Source organism: Actinophytocola sp. (assembly GCF_049647105.1).
Taxonomy (GTDB): Bacteria; Actinomycetota; Actinomycetes; order Mycobacteriales; family Pseudonocardiaceae; genus Actinophytocola.
This window is the reverse complement of record NZ_JBARWZ010000232.1, coordinates 31,230-46,011: the sequence shown is the minus strand read 5'-3', so window position 1 is coordinate 46,011 and position 14,782 is coordinate 31,230. Positions and strand designations below refer to the sequence as shown.

The window sequence follows — 14,782 nt, the reverse complement described above, 5'->3', positions numbered from 1 at the left end:
GGCATCCTCCACGGCTGTCTCCGCAGCCGCACCCACTACAACGAGACAACCGCCTGGACTCATCACACCGAGCCAGCCGCTGCTTGACATCTACGCTCCTGGGATGTCTTTCGGGACATCGCGCCTGTCCGCCACCTCTGACAGAACGCCGCTGGGGGCGGGCGCTGCGCGCCCGACCCGCGAAGCGGGCTTGACCAGGCCGACACCCACCGCACGACCAGATAACCAAGAAGAACACCGGTGGGACTCAGGCACAACGTCCCGAAAGCGCCCTTCCGGCCATGTCCCTGCGTCTTTCATGGCATCGAATTGCTTCACTGACAGCGGAAAGGACTTTGCCGACCTCCTGCTGGCGTAGCCGGGCGGTTCCGGCCGTCTCGAAACCTGGGCACGGACAGCTCGAGAATCGACCCCGGGAGCCACGCTCCCGGGGTCGAGTGCCGTTCGAACCCGGCTGGATCAGGCCGGTGAAGCATCCTGCTTCGTGTCATCACCCGCGCCCACTCCGCCGCTGGCGGCCCACTCACTGCTCGTTTTCCTGTTGCAGCTGGCCATCCTGCTCCTGCTCGCGCTGTGCCTCGGTCGCCTGGCGGCCCGGCTGGGCATGCCCGTGATCGTCGGTGAACTGCTCACCGGCGTGCTCCTCGGGCCGTCCCTGCTCGGACAGCTGACGCCGGGCCTCACCGGCTGGCTACTGCCCGCCCGACCCGCCCAGGTACACCTGCTGGACGCAGTCGGCCAGTTCGGTGTGCTCCTGCTGGTCGGCATCACGGGGGCACAACTGGACACCAGGATGGTGCGTAGGCGGGCGGGCACCGCGGCCAGGATCAGCATCTGCGGCCTGGTGATCCCGCTCGGGTTCGGCATCGGGCTCGGCTACCTGCTTCCGGCGTCGCTGCTTGCCGAGAACTCGGCGCGACCGGTGTTCGCGCTCTTCCTCGGCGTCGCGATGTGCGTCAGCGCCATCCCGGTCATCGCGAAGACGTTGAGCGACATGAACCTGATGCACCGCGAGGTCGGCCAGCTGACGCTCGCCGCCGGGATGATCGACGACGCGGTGGGCTGGTTGTTGCTGTCGGTCGTGTCCGCGATGGCGACGATCGGACTGCGTGCGGACAAGGTGGTGCTGTCCATCGCCGTCCTCGTCGTGTTCGTCATGGCGTCGCTGCTGGTGGCCAGGCCGCTGGTGCGGCTGTCGCTGCGGATGACCTCCCGCACGGACGGGTCCTCCCCCACGATCGCGCTGACGGTGGTGATCATGCTGCTCGGCGCGGCGGCCACACACTCGCTCGGGATGGAACCGATCTTCGGTGCCTTCGTCGCCGGCATCGTGATCGGGCCCGCGTACGCCGCACGGCTCGCACCGCTGCGTACCATCGTCCTGTCCGTGCTGGCACCGATCTTCCTTGCCAGCGCAGGACTTCGGATGGACCTGACCGCGCTCGGCGAACCGAGCGTGCTGTTCGCGGCCGTGGTGGTGCTCGCCGTCGCGATCCTCGGCAAGTTCGCGGGTGCCTACCTCGGTGCGCGTGCCAGCAGGCTCAGCTCGTGGGAAGGGCTGGCCCTTGGCGCCGGGATGAACGCACGCGGCGTCGTGGAGGTCGTCGTCGCCATGGCCGGTCTGCGGCTCGGCGTGCTGAACGTGGCGAGCTACACGATCATCCTGCTCGTCGCGATCGTCACCTCGGTGATGGCACCACCGGTGCTGCGACTGGCCATGCGCCGGGTGGAGTACACCGCCGAGGAGCGGCTGCGTGAGCGGGAACACCGGTCCTGGACACCCCAACGGGATCGGGCGAGCTGACCGCCGCGGACTCACGGGTCCCGAACCGAAGACTCGCGAGTCCCCAACCGTGGACTCGCGGGTCCCGAACCGAAGACTCGCGGGTCCCCAACCCCAGACTCGCGGGTTCCGAACCGTGGACTCGCGGGTTCCGAACCGTGGACTCGCGGGTCCCGGACCGTATCTCCGCCGCGCCACCAGCGCTGGGCCGCAACGTCCCGGCATCCCTGCCAGACGAGCCGATCAGGAGCAGCCGACATGACCGAGATCCTGCCCGACCCGGTGACCATCCCCTTCCGGCGACGGTGCCCGTTCGATCCCCCCGAGGAGTACGCGCGTCTCCGCGAGGAACGCCCGATCACCTCCGTGCGACTGCCCGGCGGGCGTACCGGGTGGCTGGTCACCCGCTACGAGGACATCCGCACCATGCTGGCCAACACCAGCCTCACCCCGCACCTGGTCCAGGTCACCCCGGCCACCGAACTACCACTGCCGGAGGAGGAACTGGAGGTGCCGCCCGGCACGTTCGCGGCGATGGACCAGCCGGAGCACACCAGGTACCGCAAGCTGATCGCGCCATGGTTCACCCCGAAACGGGTCGAGCAGCGCGCGCCAAGAATCCGGCAGATCGTGGACGGGCTGCTGGCCGGGATCCTCGACAGTGGCCCACCGGCGGATCTGGTCAGCCAGTACGCCAAGCCACTGGCACTCACCATGGTCTCCGAGCTCCTCGGCCTGCCTCAGGAGACCAGGGCAGGTTTTCAGGCCGCGGTCATGACGATGTTCTCGCTCGACTCGTCGCCCGATCAGCTGCGGCCGGCACACACGCGGATCTACCAGGGCCTCGGCGACCTCGTCGCGGCCCGGCACTCCGATCCCGGTCCCGATCTCGTCAGTGAGCTCGTGCACGCCGGGCAGGGACTCACCGACGAGGAAATCGTCAACATGGCGGCGTTCCTCCTACTCGCCGGGCTCGAGACCAGCTCGCACATGATCTCCCTCGGCACCTTCGCATTGCTGGAACACCCGGACGCGCTCGCCGCGCTGCGCGCCGACCCGGACCTGATCGGCAGTGCTGTCGAGGAGCTCTTCCGCTACCTCACCATTGTCCAGTTCGGACTGACCAGGGTCGCACGCGAGGACTTCGACGTCGCGGGGCAGCGCGTCCACGCGGGTGAGATCGTGATCGCGTCACTGGCGGCCGCCAACCGCGACCCCGCCGCGTACACCGAACCGGACCGGCTCGATCTGCACCGGAACGAGGCCACCCATCTCGCCCTCGGTTATGGCTCACACCACTGCCTCGGTGCACATCTGGCCAGGGCCGAAATCAGGATTGCCATCGGCACACTGCTGCAAAGAATCCCCGGCCTTCGTCTCGCGGTGCCTGCCGAGCAGGTTCGGCGCGGTGACGAGGACATGGTCTTCTACGGCCTGCACCTGCTACCGGTCACCTGGTCGTGACGGGATTCTTCTCACGAATTATCCGGCGTCGACCATGGATATCAGGGCGACATTCAGGGTGCGCCCTGATGCTGAACGTACTTCGCCGAGTACGGTAAGTCGCGTAGATTCATCACCGCAGGATTCCGATCTTGCTCGTGACAGTCGATCTCTGGGGAGTACGACATGCCATCGATAGGCGCGAAAAAAGAAGTGAGGGCGACATCTGGTTCCGGCACCAGACCGGGTGTCGTGCTCACCGCGCTGGTTCTGGTCGTGATCGTCGTTCAACTGTGCAACACGATGCTGAGTCCCGCACTGCCGGACATGGCCACGAGGCTGAACACCACCACCGACCTGGTGGGCGTGATCCACGGTCTCTTCTTCATGGTGTCCGGGCTGGTATCCATCGCGGCCGCCAGCTACAGCGACCACGTCGACCGGCGCAAGCTCGTCATGATCTGCCTTGTCGTGACCTGTACCGGGCTTGCCATCAGTACGGTCGCACCCAACATCACCGTACTGGCGCTCGGGCGCCTGCTACAGGCCGCGTCCGGTGCCTTCTTTCCACTCGCGCTGCGCATTCTGCGGGAAACTCAGCCCGATCACCGGTTCGGCCGCGGGATGGGCATTGTCACAGCCGCCTATGCCGGAGCGACCAGCATCGACGTCGTGCTCGCCGGCTGGCTCACCGACTCCTTCGGTTTCCGTGCCGTGCTTGGTTTCATGACCGTGTTCACCCTCGTCACCATCGTGGTCGTGCCCATGGCGCTGCCGAAGCTGCCGCCGACCCAGTCGGGCAGGATGGACCGCGCCGGCACGATCCTGTTGTGCCTGAGCCTGACCGCGATCCAGATGGGCGTCGGCATGGCGGAGAACGCCGGTGCGGTCGCCGCCATTTCACTCGTGGCCGTCGGGCTGGCCCTCTTCGCCGTGTTCTGGATCGTGGAGAAGCGGAAGTCCGCTCCCCTGATCCCGGTCGAGTACCTGCGTTCCCGCGATGCATGGCCCGTGGTGGCGACCTCCGCGCTCACGTTCACCGGAATTCTGAGCGTCATCAACTACACCATGCCGGTGCTCAGCCAGGATTCCGACGGCGGCTACGGGCACTCGGCGATCGTCTCCTCCCTCCTTTTCCTCGTCCCGATCGCGCTCGTCACCCTGGTCGCGTCACCGCTGTCCGGGAATCTGGCACCCAGGATCGGGTGGAGCCGCCTGCTGCGATTCTCGCTGATCGGCGCCGTGCCCGTGCTGATCGCGCTGACGCTGGCGGTGGACGCCCGCGTGGAGTGGCTTGCCGTCGCCATGATGGCCCTGCTCGGCGTGTTCAACGGCATGGCGCTCACCGCGGCCAACGGGTTGAGCGTGCTCCTCGCGCCGAAACGAAATCGTGGGGTGCTGCCCGGCATCAACTCGACGGCGTTCGGGCTCGGCGTGTCCCTCGGCATCACCATCGCGGCACAGTTGATCGTGCGTGGATCGAACGACCCCCACGACGCCACGACAGGTTACGACCATGCGCTGTGGATGGCGGTAATCGCCGTCGCGCTGGCTTTCCTGGCCTCTCTCGCGGTGCCGAGAAAATTTGATCACGTCACCGAATCCGAATGATCTTTCGAAATCCAGCCGTGACACGTCCGCGTGTCACGGCTGGATCGGGTTCAAGGTCCTTGTTCCCGGCGCTTCTTGACCGCCACACCAGCGAATTCCAAGACGACAGGTAGGAGAGCTGTTACGGTCGGTTCGAAGTCCGTTGGCAAACGAGCACACGCCTAAAGCGCAAGGCGGCGTTCACTGGGGGGCCAGTCTTCTCGAGCCTCGAGGCGCGACCGTGCTTGCGGTACGCCGCAGACTCCGATGTACCAACGCCTTGAGCCGAGGAGCTGTGCAGTGGAGGTCAATCTACTAGGCCCGTTGGAGATACGCCGCGACGGAGACGTCCTGACCCCGTCGGCGCCGAAACTTCGAACGATGTTCAGCCTGCTCGTCGTTCAGGCGAACAACGTCGTCCGTACCGATCAGATCATCGACGAACTCTGGGAACACAACCCGCCGACCAGCGTCACCACAACTCTTCAAACCTATATATATCAACTTCGGAAGGTCCTGCAGGTCGCTGTCGCGTCGGACAAAAGGCATTCCGATGACAACGGCGGTGCGAACCTCGCACTGCGCACCTCCCCGTACGGCTACGTGCTGGACCTTGCCGAGGAGGCGCTCGACTCACTGCGGTTCGAGCGGCTCGCCCATCGGGGCCGGTCGGAGCTCGAGTCGGGCGACGCCCGCGCCGCGGCCGAGTCGTTCTCCTCGGCCCTGCGACTGTGGCGCGGTCCCGCGCTGGTGGACGTCGGCCGTGGCCCGGCTCTCAAGACCGAGATCCTGCGTCTCGACGAAATGCACAAGAACACGCTCGAGTGGCGGATCGAGGCCGATCTCCAGTTGGGGCGGCACCACGAACTGCTCGGCGAGCTCACCAGCCTTGCCGCCCAGCAACCAACCCATGAGGGTATTCAGGCACGGCTGATGCTGGCGCTGTACCGCGCGGGGCGACGTTCCGAAGCACTGAGGATCTATCACCGCGCGCGAACCGCACTGGCGACGGAGCTTGGCGTCGATCCGTCCAGCGACCTGCAACAGATGCACCGCGCCGTGCTGACGGCGGACCGGAGTCTCGACTCGCCCCCGTCACCGGAGACGGTCCTGGTCACCAAGCGGCCGCTGCTGCCACGTCAGCTGCCACCAGACGGGCCGTCGCTGGTCGGCAGGGATGTCGAACTGTCGGCGACGCTCCGGGCGCTGCCGGTGGGCAGGCACAACGCCCCGCCGGTGGTCCTCGTCGTCGGGCCGCCTGGTTCCGGGAAGTCCGCGCTCTGCACGCGGGTCGGCCATCTGGCAAGCGCCCAGTATCCGGACGGCCAGCTCTACGCCAGGCTGATCGACGGCAACGGACGACCGGCCGACCCCCGTGACGTGCTCGGCGAGTTCCTGCGCTCGATCGACGTGCCGGACGACCAGGTGCCCGAGTCGACGGGCGAGCGCTGCAGGCTGTTCAGGACCTGTACGGCCGACAAGCGGATACTGGTCACGCTCGACGACGTCGTCGGCATGGGTCAGTTGCTTCCCCTGCTGCCCTCCAGCGGCGGCTGTGGCCTGCTGGTCACCGGCAGACGCAGGATGGCCGCCCCGGCGATCACCGCGACCATCCAGCTGTGCCCGCTCAGCATGCAGGACAGTGCCGGGCTGCTCACCGACATACTCGGCGAGCACCGGGTCGCCAAGGAGCACGCGACGGTGTGGGAACTGATCCGGATGTGCGACGGCCTGCCGTCCGCACTGCACACCTCGGCGGCCAGGCTTCAGGTCCGGCCGCACTGGAAGCTCTCCAAGCTGGTCAAATGGATCAGCTCGGAGATCGCCCGTCCGGTCACGCCGGGACACGACGCGTTCAACCTGCACGCCAGCCTCATGCGGACCTACCGGCTGATGCCGTCCGACGTGCGGATGGCCTTCCGGGTGCTGTGCGCGATGGACACCACCTCGTTCTCGCCGACGCTGGCCGCACGTGTGTTGCATACGACGGAACCCCGCGCGGAGGCCCTGCTCGACGACCTGGCGGACTTCCAGTTCCTCCACGTCGACACCGGTGACCTGCCGGACCTGCTGCGCTACCGGATCCTGCCCATCCTGCGCGCGGTGGGGCGCCAGCTGCCCCCGGACGCGGACGACCACCGGCCGCCCCGCGTGGGGATGAACTTCCCCGCGCAGCAGGACACCAACGGAACCCGCGACGAACTGCGCCCCGGATGCGAGCCGGTTTCGTGACGAGCACGGTGGAAGGAGCTCTGCGATGCGAGTGCTGTTCACGACATGGGCATGGCGGTCGCACCTGTACGCCATGGTGCCGTTCGCGTGGGCCTGCCGTGCCGCGGGCCACGAGGTGCTCGTGGCGAGCCAGCCCGGTCTCGTCGACGAGATCGTCCGGACCGGACTGCCCTCGGCCGGTGTAGGGCAGGACATCGACGCGATGGGCCTCGTACGTGGCTACCTGTCGCCTGCCTCGGAGGACGGCCGGACGGCTGGGGGACCGCGTGCCATGCGGATGTTGCTGGCCCTCACGGAGTCGATGCTGGGCGGCCTGATCGGGCTCGCGCGACGGTGGCGCCCTGACGTCGTGGTGTACGAGACCACGACGCTGGCCGGGCCGATGGCCGCCGCCGCGGTCGGCGTGCCCGCGATGCGCCACCTGTACGGACCGGATCTGTTACTGCGGGCCAGACCTCTGCTGCCTGCCGCACTGGCGCCGCTGGCGGCGGAGCACGGGGTCGGCGAGTTCGACCCGTTCGGGCTCGGCACCATCGACCCCACCCCGGACAGCCTCCAGCCGCCCGCCGACTACGACCGCCTCCGGATGCGGTACACGCCGTTCAACGGCCCGAGCACGCTGCCGGACCCGTTACCGGAGCCCGGCAGGCGACCGAGGATCTGCGTCACCTGGGGGCACACGATCGCAGGCGCCGACCCGGCCAGGTTCCTGTTGCCGTCGGTGATCCGCGCGGTGAGCGACCTCGACGTCGAGGTCGTCGCCGCCGTGTCGGCCGCGCAGGTGCCGCTGCTCGGCAGGCGCCCGCCTGCCGCCCGGGTGTTCGTCGACGCGCCGCTGCACCACCTGCTGCCCGGCTGCGACCTGGTCATCGCGCACGGCGGCGCGGGCACCACACTGACCGCACTGCACCACGGAGTGCCACTGCTGCTGGTCCCGCAGCTCCCGGACCACTCCGGGCACGCAGGCAGGGTGGCGGACAGTGGCGCCGCCGAGGTGCTCACCTCGGCGCAGGCGGAACCGTCGCGGTTACGGGCGGAGACCGAACGCCTGCTCGGTGACGGCTCGCACCGCGCGGCGGCGCACCGGATCCGGCAGGAGATGCACGACAGCCCGCCGCCCGCCGCGCTGGTGCCCGAACTGGGGCTCAGCGTCGGCTTACGCGCCTGAGCGCGTTTCGTGCCCCAGTGGCGCCAGTCCCGAATCCGCGAACGCCAGCTCGTAGCGGATGCCGACGGAGAAGTGTTCGGTGAGCTGACCTCGGCCGTCCGCCGAGGCCAGCTCGCCGATCTCGTCGACCATGCCGAGAAACTCACGGGTCGTCGGCCACGCCTGTTCCCCCGGGTTGTACACGTCCAGCCATGGCAGGTAACGGGAGCCGGGCAGGCTTCTGGCCGACAGGTCCTCGCACACCTCCATGTGGAACCACATCATCGGCAGTACCGCGCCGATCCCCGAGGTGAACGAGGTGGCCGAGGCGGCTCGCAGGAACGAGCAGTAGGCGAAGGTGGTGGGATCGGCGGGCTCCCGCCCGTTCGCGGGCTCGATCCCGAGCGACGGGGCCAGGTTCGCGAACGCCTCGCGCAGGCGGGGCCCCGATTCGATGGTGGCGTGGGCGCAGAGCCCGAGCCGCGCGGCGTGGCCGTCGTCTTGCGCGGCCGATGCGCATCCCGCGAACGCCCTGCCCAGCGCGGGAAGCAGGTGACCGGTGTCCTGACCGACGAAACGCGTCAGTGCGGTCCCCGGCAGCGAACCGTCCCGCAGACCGGCCCAGAAGGGGTTGTCGATGATCTCACGTAGTACCGGCTCAGCGGTCTTCCTGAGGTCGTTGGTGAGCATGCCGTCAAGTTCCCAGGCCGGGGTCGAAGAGACGTCGAGGCGTGCTCAGGACGAGGACCGGCTCGGACGACGAGTCGGACGTGACCGCCGTTCCCCCCAGCGCGTGCGGTCACGTCCGACTCATGTTCGCGGTGCCCGTTGGCGTGGTGACCGCGATGTCACCACAGTTGTCGGCGCTCGTTGTGCCCACGTTGCATAATCGTTGAATCCGCAGGACGACGGTTGTATCGATGCCGAGGGACGGAGTCCGGGAGACGTGTGGGTCGAGTTCGGGTTGCTCGGTGAGACCACAGCGACGATCGAGGGCCGCGAGGTTCTCCTCGGGCCTGCCCGGCAGCGGTGTGTACTGGCGGCGCTGTTGATGGACGCCGGTCGCGCGGTGCCGCCGGACCGGCTCGTGTACCGGGTTTGGGGTGACCATGCCCCATACAGTGTCGCCGGCACGCTGCGCGTCTATCTGTCCCGCCTGCGGGACGTGTTCAAGGGCACCGGCGTCGAGATCGACCGGACGTCATCGGGGTACGTCCTGCGCGCCGAGTACGCGACGATCGACATCCAGGACTTCCGCGCACTGGTCGAGCGGGGACGAGCCAGCGCGGACGACCAGGCGGCGTCGGAGTTGTTCGGCCAGGCGCTGCGCCTGTGGCGGGGTGAGGCGTTCGAAGGGCTGCACAGCGACTGGCTCGACGAGCTGCGGACCCTGCTCGAAGCGGAGCGCCTGTCCGCGAGCCTCGACAGGTACGACATCGAGCTCCGGCTCGGCCGCCACGCGGCCGTGCTGCCGTCGCTGGCGGCCGACAGCGCGGCCTATCCGCTGGACGAGCGGCTCACCAGGCAACTGATGCTCGCGCAGCACCGCAGCGGACGGCAGGCCGACGCACTGCTCACCTACACGCGGATCTCCCGGCAGCTGCGCGACGAGCTCGGCAGCGACCCCGGTCCCCCGCTTCGGAAGCTGCACCAGCGGATTCTCGACAACGGCCGCGCACCGGCCGGCACGCAGGAAACCGGCGGTGCCCCGGTGCCGCGGCAGCTTCCGCCGCCGCCTGGACACTTCACCGGCCGGGCGGCCGAGCTCGCGCGGCTGGACACGGCGTTCGACACCGGATCCGGCTCGCCGGGAAACTCCGTGGCGATCTTCAAGATCGTTGGTGCTGGCGGAATCGGCAAGACCGCGCTGGCCCTGCGGTGGGCGCACCGCAACGCACAGCGTTTCCCCGACGGGCAGCTGTATGTGAACCTCCGTGGCTTCGACCCGGCCGAGGCGCCGATGCCCGCCACGGCGGCGCTGCGTGGCTTCCTCGCCGCGCTCGGGATGACGCCCACCGCGATTCCGGTGGAGCCGGACACACAGACGGGGCTGTACCGAAGCCTGATGGCGGGCAAACGCATGCTGGTACTGCTGGACAACGCGCACAACACCGAACAGGTCGCACCGCTGCTGCCAGGGGATCCCTCGTGCACGGTGCTGGTCACCAGCCGCCAGCGGCTCAGCACCCTGGTCACGTCGCACGCGGCACGCGCGATCGATCTGGACGTCCTCAGCAGAGCCGAGGCGGTGACGTTGCTGACCGGGAACCTCGGCCACGACCGGATCGCCGCAGAGCCCGACGCCGTGGCCGCGCTGCTGGACCGCTGCGCCGGCCTCCCCCTGGCACTGGGGATCATCGCCGCCCGTGCCGGCGCGCACCCCGGCTTCCCGCTGCGGGCACTGGCAGGCGAGCTCGACGCCGCCTCCACGCGGTTGAACGCCCTGGACGCCGGCGAATTGGCCACGAACCTCCGTGCGGTGTTCACGTCCTCCTACCGCGCGCTGGACGGCCCCACCGCCGAGGTGTTCGGGCTGCTCGGCCTCGCCCCGGGATCGGACATCAGCCTGCCAGCCGCCGCCGTTCTCATCGCCGCACCCGCAGGCGCGGCCGCCATGCTGCTGCGAAACCTGGAGAACGCCAACCTCGTTCAGCAGTACCAGCCCGGCCGTTACCGCATGCACGACCTGGTTCGCCTGTACGCCGCCGAACAGGCGCTCCGCCTGCCGGAGGCCGACCAGGACGGCGCGCTGCGGCGGGTGATCAGCTTCTATCTCCACACCGCGTTCGCCGCGGAACAGCTCCTGAACCCCAGGAGCAGGCCGGTCCAGCTGGACCCGCTGCCACCCGGCTGCCATCCCCAGCCCCTGTCCGACCCGGCATCGGCCATCGCATGGTTCGACGCCGAGCACGCGAACCTGATGGCCACGCAGCGGGCCGCCGTGACACACGGCTGGCACCAGGCCGTGTGGCAGGTTGCCTGGACCGTGCACACCTTCCACCACCACCGGCGGGAACTCCTCCCCGACCAGCTCACCGCATGGTCGGCGGCGGTCCACGCGGCCGAGGCGCTCGAGGATGCCGCGACACAGACCATCGCCCACATCATGCTCGGCCGCTCTCAGGCCGTCAGCGACCAGCACAGTGCGGCACTCGATCACCTGCACCGCGCCAGAACGATGGCGGAGGAGAGGGGCAGCCTGGCCGACCAGGCGCACGCCCACCGGATCCTCGCGTGGGTCTGGGGACGCCGGGGTGACGACGAACGGTCGCTGGAGCACGCGTCACACGCGCTGCGTGCCTACCAGGCCACCGAGAGCCCGGACTGGGAGGCCAGTGCGCTCAGCGAGATGGGCTGGTGCACCGCGAGGCTGGGAAAGTACGACGAGGCCCGCGAATTCGGAGAGGCCGCGCTCGCCCTGCACCGGCAGCATCGCAGCCGGGACGGTGAGGCGTACACCCTGGACAGCCTCGGCTACATCGCGTACCACGCCGGCGACCACGACCGCGCCATCGACCTCTTCCGGCAGGCTCTCGCCCTGTTCCGTGACCTCGGCAACGCCCATGAGGAGGCCGACACCCTCGGCTGGCTGGGCCATCCGTACCTCGCGCTCGGCCAGCACGAGCGGGCAGGCGACGCGTGGCGGGCGGCACTGACGCTGTACCGGGCACAGCATCGCGCCAGTGACGCCGACCGCGTCCAGCGCGATCTCGCCGATCTCGCCGATCTCGCCGAGGGCTGACGCCGGGGGTGCTCAGTCCTCGCGTTCCCTCGTGCCCGGCGGCCGGTACCGGTACGGGTGTCCGGTCCACGTCGCGCCGACCGCGGCCAGCGCGGCGAACAGTGCCCTTCCCACGCGACGCCAACGTTCTCGCAGGCGTCGCTCCTCCTCCGGTGTCGGTTGCCGCATCGTGATCCGCCCCCTGGTCAGTAGGTTGCCGTCACCCGGTAGATCCCGAACGGCCTGCTCATCGTGGTGTCGCGGAACGGCCGGAGCGGCGCGGTCTGGCGCTTGTGGTCGGGTCCCCGCTCCCACGCCTCGAAGTCCGCGACGGCACGCCAGGAGCTCAGCACCACGAACCCGCGCGGGTCGGGTATCGACCGCAGCAACTCGTTCCCGAGCAGGCCGGGCACCCCGGCCAGGTGCTCGCTCGCGCGGTGGTACGCCGCCTCGATGCCTGCCACGTCGTCGGTCGTGTGGTAGAGGAGCACGCGCACGCCGGTCATCTGGCCTCCTCCCACTGCCGGTGGGTCGCCGGGCTCGCGACACCCGGCAGGTGCGCGATGACACGCATGGTGCTCATCGAGCCTCCCGACCGGTACGGGTGCAGCTTCTTCCGGTGCTCCAGATGACGGTCGCTGGTCTCGAACTCGCGGAACCTCGACTCGTTCACCCAGTCGCTGACGATGTAGTAGACCCGGTCTTCGGCCCCGTCCTCGTTCGAGGCGCGGGCCAGCCACTGCCCGAGGTTGGCCGGGTGGGAGGTGATCGAGTCGCCGATCTCCAGCCACACCCGCTCGAACTCGGCGGCCATCCCCGGCTTGATCAGCATCCGCAGCATCACCCGGAACACGGCGCCGCTGTCCCGCGCCATCACGAGATACCGCCGTCCACCGGCACCACGGCTCCGGTGACGTAGCGGGACAGGTCACCGGCGAGCCACAGCACCGCGCCCGCCACCTCGTCCGGACTGCCCAGCCGCCCGAGTGAGATCATCCCGCTGTACCGCTCGACCATCTGCTCCCGCTGCTTGGCAGGCATCGCGTCGAAGGCCTCGGTGTAGATCATGCCGAGGGACAGCACGTTGAACCGGATGCCGCGGGCCCCGAACTCCTTGGCCAGTGACTTGTTCAGACCGAGCAGAGCGGCTTTGGTCGCCGTGTAGTGCGCCCGCAGCGGAATCCCGACCTCGATGGACTTCGAACTGATACTCACCACCGAACTGCCGGCACCGAGCAGCGGCAGTGCCCCCTGGATCACCAGGTGCACCGAGGTCAGGTTCGTGTCCACGACCCGGCGCCACTCCTCGATCGGCAACTCGCCGTACGGGATGTGGCTGATCGCGGCCGCGTTGTTCACCACGAGGTCGAGCCGGCCGAACCGGCTCTCGCACTCACCGAGCAGTGCGGTGACCTGTTCGCTGTCGGTCAGGTCGGCACGCACCACCGCGTGCTGCCCGCCGATCTCCTTCAGCTCACGTTCGAGCGAGCCGGCCAGTTCGCCGTCCTGCCGGTAGCACGTGATCACGTCGACGCCCTCGCGCGCGAGCGCCAGCACGATCCCCCGGCCCACACCTCGGGTACCGCCGGTCACCAGTGCCTTCTTGCCCTTCACGGTGAAACTCATCGTCACTCTCCAGTTTCTGTCATTCGGCAACGGATCGTTGGAGGACGAGCGCGGCGTTGAAGCCCTGATATCCCCTGGCAAGCACGACCGCCGTCGCCAGCACGCCGTCGCGCGGTTGTCCCAGCACCAGATCTATGTCGCAGCCGGGCGCCAGCCGGATCGGCCCGGCGGTCGGTGGCAGCACGCCGTCCCGCATGGCCAGCAACGCGGTGGCGACATCGAGCGCCGCGCCACCGCCGTAGAGCCGCCCGGTCAACGTCTTCGGCGCGGTCACCGGCACCGCCCCCGGCCCGAACACGGCACTGATCGCCTCGGCCTCGGCCAGATCGTGTTCCGGTACCCCGGAAGCGTCCGCGAACACGACGTCCACATCGGACGGACGAACGTCCGCGTCGGCGAGAGCGCGCTCGATGGTGCGGCGCAGCGCGGGCGGGCGGGACGAGCCCGGTGGCGGGTCGAAACCCGCCGCGTAGCCGGCGATGGACCCGTAACCACGCCCTCGCGCCGCACCGGCGTCCTCCACGACCAGCATGGCACCGCCTTCGCCGGGAAGATAACCGGAGGCGGCCACGTCGAACGGGAGGTACGCCCTGTCCTTGTCGTCCGATGTGGACAGAAGATGACTGGACAGCTGCGCCACCAGGCCGTAGGGACACAGGGACGCGTCGGTGCCGCCGCTGATCACCAGTCGCGTGCCCTGGCGGATCAGCCTGCGTGCCTGGCCGAGTGCGTCCAGCCCGCCTGCCTGCTCACTGCACAGCACGCCGCAGGGACCACGCATGCCGTGCCTGATCGACACCTGACCCGTTGTCGCGGCGTAGAACCAGGCAATCGACTGGTACGCACCGACCCAGGACGGCCCGTTGAGGTACAGGCGTTCCATCTCGTGCTGGCCGAACTCGGTCCCACCGGACGAGCTCGCGGTGACGACCCCCATCCCGTACTCCGGCAGTTCGGCCGGTCGCACCCCCGCGTCGGCCAGTGCCGCCTCCGTCGCGGCCAAACCCATGTGGGTCCAGTGATCCGTCTGCGGGATCAGCCTGCTCGGCACCCGCTCCCCGACGTCGAACCCGGACACCTGGCCCGCGAACCGCACCGGGTAACCGGATGGATCGAACCGGCTGATCCGGCTGATTCCCGACTTTCCCGCCAGCACGGCCTGCCAGTGCTGCTCGATCCCGACGCCGGTCGGCGCCACGATCCCGATCCCGGTCACCACAGGGCCCGCGACGCCAACATC

General features: G+C 68.9%; 11 protein-coding genes. 6 read left to right on the top strand and 5 right to left on the bottom strand.

Going from position 1 to position 14,782, the window contains the following annotated elements:
* The first annotated feature begins 484 nt into the window (after window positions 1-484).
* The 5 genes from WBA97_RS27985 (at window position 485) to WBA97_RS27965 (ending at window position 8,216) form a co-directional block, all read left to right on the top strand.
* Complete coding sequence (locus WBA97_RS27985; RefSeq protein ID WP_424233928.1) at window positions 485-1,804, top strand: cation:proton antiporter; 1,320 nt, start codon at window positions 485-487, stop codon at window positions 1,802-1,804.
* Between the two features lie 237 nt (window positions 1,805-2,041).
* Window positions 2,042-3,247, top strand: coding sequence for a cytochrome P450 (locus WBA97_RS27980; protein ID WP_424233927.1), 1,206 nt, complete (start codon window positions 2,042-2,044; stop codon window positions 3,245-3,247).
* A 231-nt stretch (window positions 3,248-3,478) separates the two neighbouring features.
* The gene (locus WBA97_RS27975; protein WP_424233926.1) at window positions 3,479-4,837 is read left to right on the top strand and encodes an MFS transporter; all 1,359 of its coding nucleotides are present in this window, start codon (window positions 3,479-3,481) and stop codon (window positions 4,835-4,837) included.
* Window positions 4,838-5,083: 246 nt separating this feature from the next.
* Window positions 5,084-7,048, top strand: a complete 1,965-nt coding sequence (locus WBA97_RS27970; RefSeq protein ID WP_424233925.1) for a BTAD domain-containing putative transcriptional regulator — start codon at window positions 5,084-5,086, stop codon at window positions 7,046-7,048.
* Between the two features lie 25 nt (window positions 7,049-7,073).
* Entirely contained in the window at window positions 7,074-8,216 is a 1,143-nt protein-coding gene (locus WBA97_RS27965) for a nucleotide disphospho-sugar-binding domain-containing protein (RefSeq protein ID WP_424233924.1), read from the top strand.
* On the opposite strand, the gene WBA97_RS27960 is transcribed toward WBA97_RS27965, so the two are convergent.
* The gene (locus WBA97_RS27960) at window positions 8,205-8,885 is read right to left on the bottom strand and encodes a TenA family protein (protein WP_424233923.1); all 681 of its coding nucleotides are present in this window, start codon (window positions 8,883-8,885) and stop codon (window positions 8,205-8,207) included. The genes WBA97_RS27965 and WBA97_RS27960 overlap by 12 nt on opposite strands.
* A gap of 256 nt (window positions 8,886-9,141) precedes the next feature.
* On the opposite strand from WBA97_RS27960, the gene WBA97_RS27955 reads away from it, so the two are divergent.
* Complete coding sequence (locus WBA97_RS27955) at window positions 9,142-11,937, top strand: BTAD domain-containing putative transcriptional regulator (protein ID WP_424233922.1); 2,796 nt, start codon at window positions 9,142-9,144, stop codon at window positions 11,935-11,937.
* A gap of 185 nt (window positions 11,938-12,122) precedes the next feature.
* Here the strand turns inward: WBA97_RS27955 and WBA97_RS27950 are convergent, their stop codons facing one another.
* The 4 genes from WBA97_RS27950 to WBA97_RS27935 are packed head-to-tail and all read right to left on the bottom strand — an operon-like array spanning window position 12,123 to window position 14,758.
* Window positions 12,123-12,422 carry an antibiotic biosynthesis monooxygenase family protein gene (locus tag WBA97_RS27950; protein ID WP_424233921.1) on the bottom strand — a complete coding sequence of 100 codons (300 nt, stop codon included), beginning with the start codon at window positions 12,420-12,422 and terminating at the stop codon, window positions 12,123-12,125.
* A complete protein-coding gene (locus WBA97_RS27945; RefSeq protein WP_424233920.1) occupies window positions 12,419-12,790 on the bottom strand; it encodes an antibiotic biosynthesis monooxygenase family protein in 372 nt (123 codons plus the stop codon). Before WBA97_RS27945 ends, WBA97_RS27950 begins: the two co-directional genes overlap by 4 nt.
* Complete coding sequence (locus WBA97_RS27940) at window positions 12,790-13,542, bottom strand: SDR family NAD(P)-dependent oxidoreductase (protein WP_424233919.1); 753 nt, start codon at window positions 13,540-13,542, stop codon at window positions 12,790-12,792. Before WBA97_RS27940 ends, WBA97_RS27945 begins: the two co-directional genes overlap by 1 nt.
* A 19-nt stretch (window positions 13,543-13,561) precedes the next feature.
* Window positions 13,562-14,758 carry a ketosynthase chain-length factor gene (locus WBA97_RS27935; protein ID WP_424233918.1) on the bottom strand — a complete coding sequence of 399 codons (1,197 nt, stop codon included), beginning with the start codon at window positions 14,756-14,758 and terminating at the stop codon, window positions 13,562-13,564.
* Window positions 14,759-14,782: the final 24 nt, after the last annotated feature.

What these genes read in the sequence shown, in the direction of transcription:
- WBA97_RS27980 (WP_424233927.1), top strand. Translation starts at nt 2,042, where the DNA reads ATGACCGAGATCCTGCCCGACCCGGTGACCATCCCCTTCCGGCGACGG.
- WBA97_RS27970 (WP_424233925.1), top strand. Translation starts at nt 5,084, where the DNA reads ATGTACCAACGCCTTGAGCCGAGGAGCTGTGCAGTGGAGGTCAATCTA.
- WBA97_RS27965 (WP_424233924.1), top strand. Translation starts at nt 7,074, where the DNA reads ATGCGAGTGCTGTTCACGACATGGGCATGGCGGTCGCACCTGTACGCC.
- WBA97_RS27960 (WP_424233923.1), bottom strand. Translation starts at nt 8,885, where the DNA reads ATGCTCACCAACGACCTCAGGAAGACCGCTGAGCCGGTACTACGTGAG.
- WBA97_RS27950 (WP_424233921.1), bottom strand. Translation starts at nt 12,422, where the DNA reads ATGACCGGCGTGCGCGTGCTCCTCTACCACACGACCGACGACGTGGCA.
- WBA97_RS27945 (WP_424233920.1), bottom strand. Translation starts at nt 12,790, where the DNA reads ATGGCGCGGGACAGCGGCGCCGTGTTCCGGGTGATGCTGCGGATGCTG.
- WBA97_RS27940 (WP_424233919.1), bottom strand. Translation starts at nt 13,542, where the DNA reads ATGAGTTTCACCGTGAAGGGCAAGAAGGCACTGGTGACCGGCGGTACC.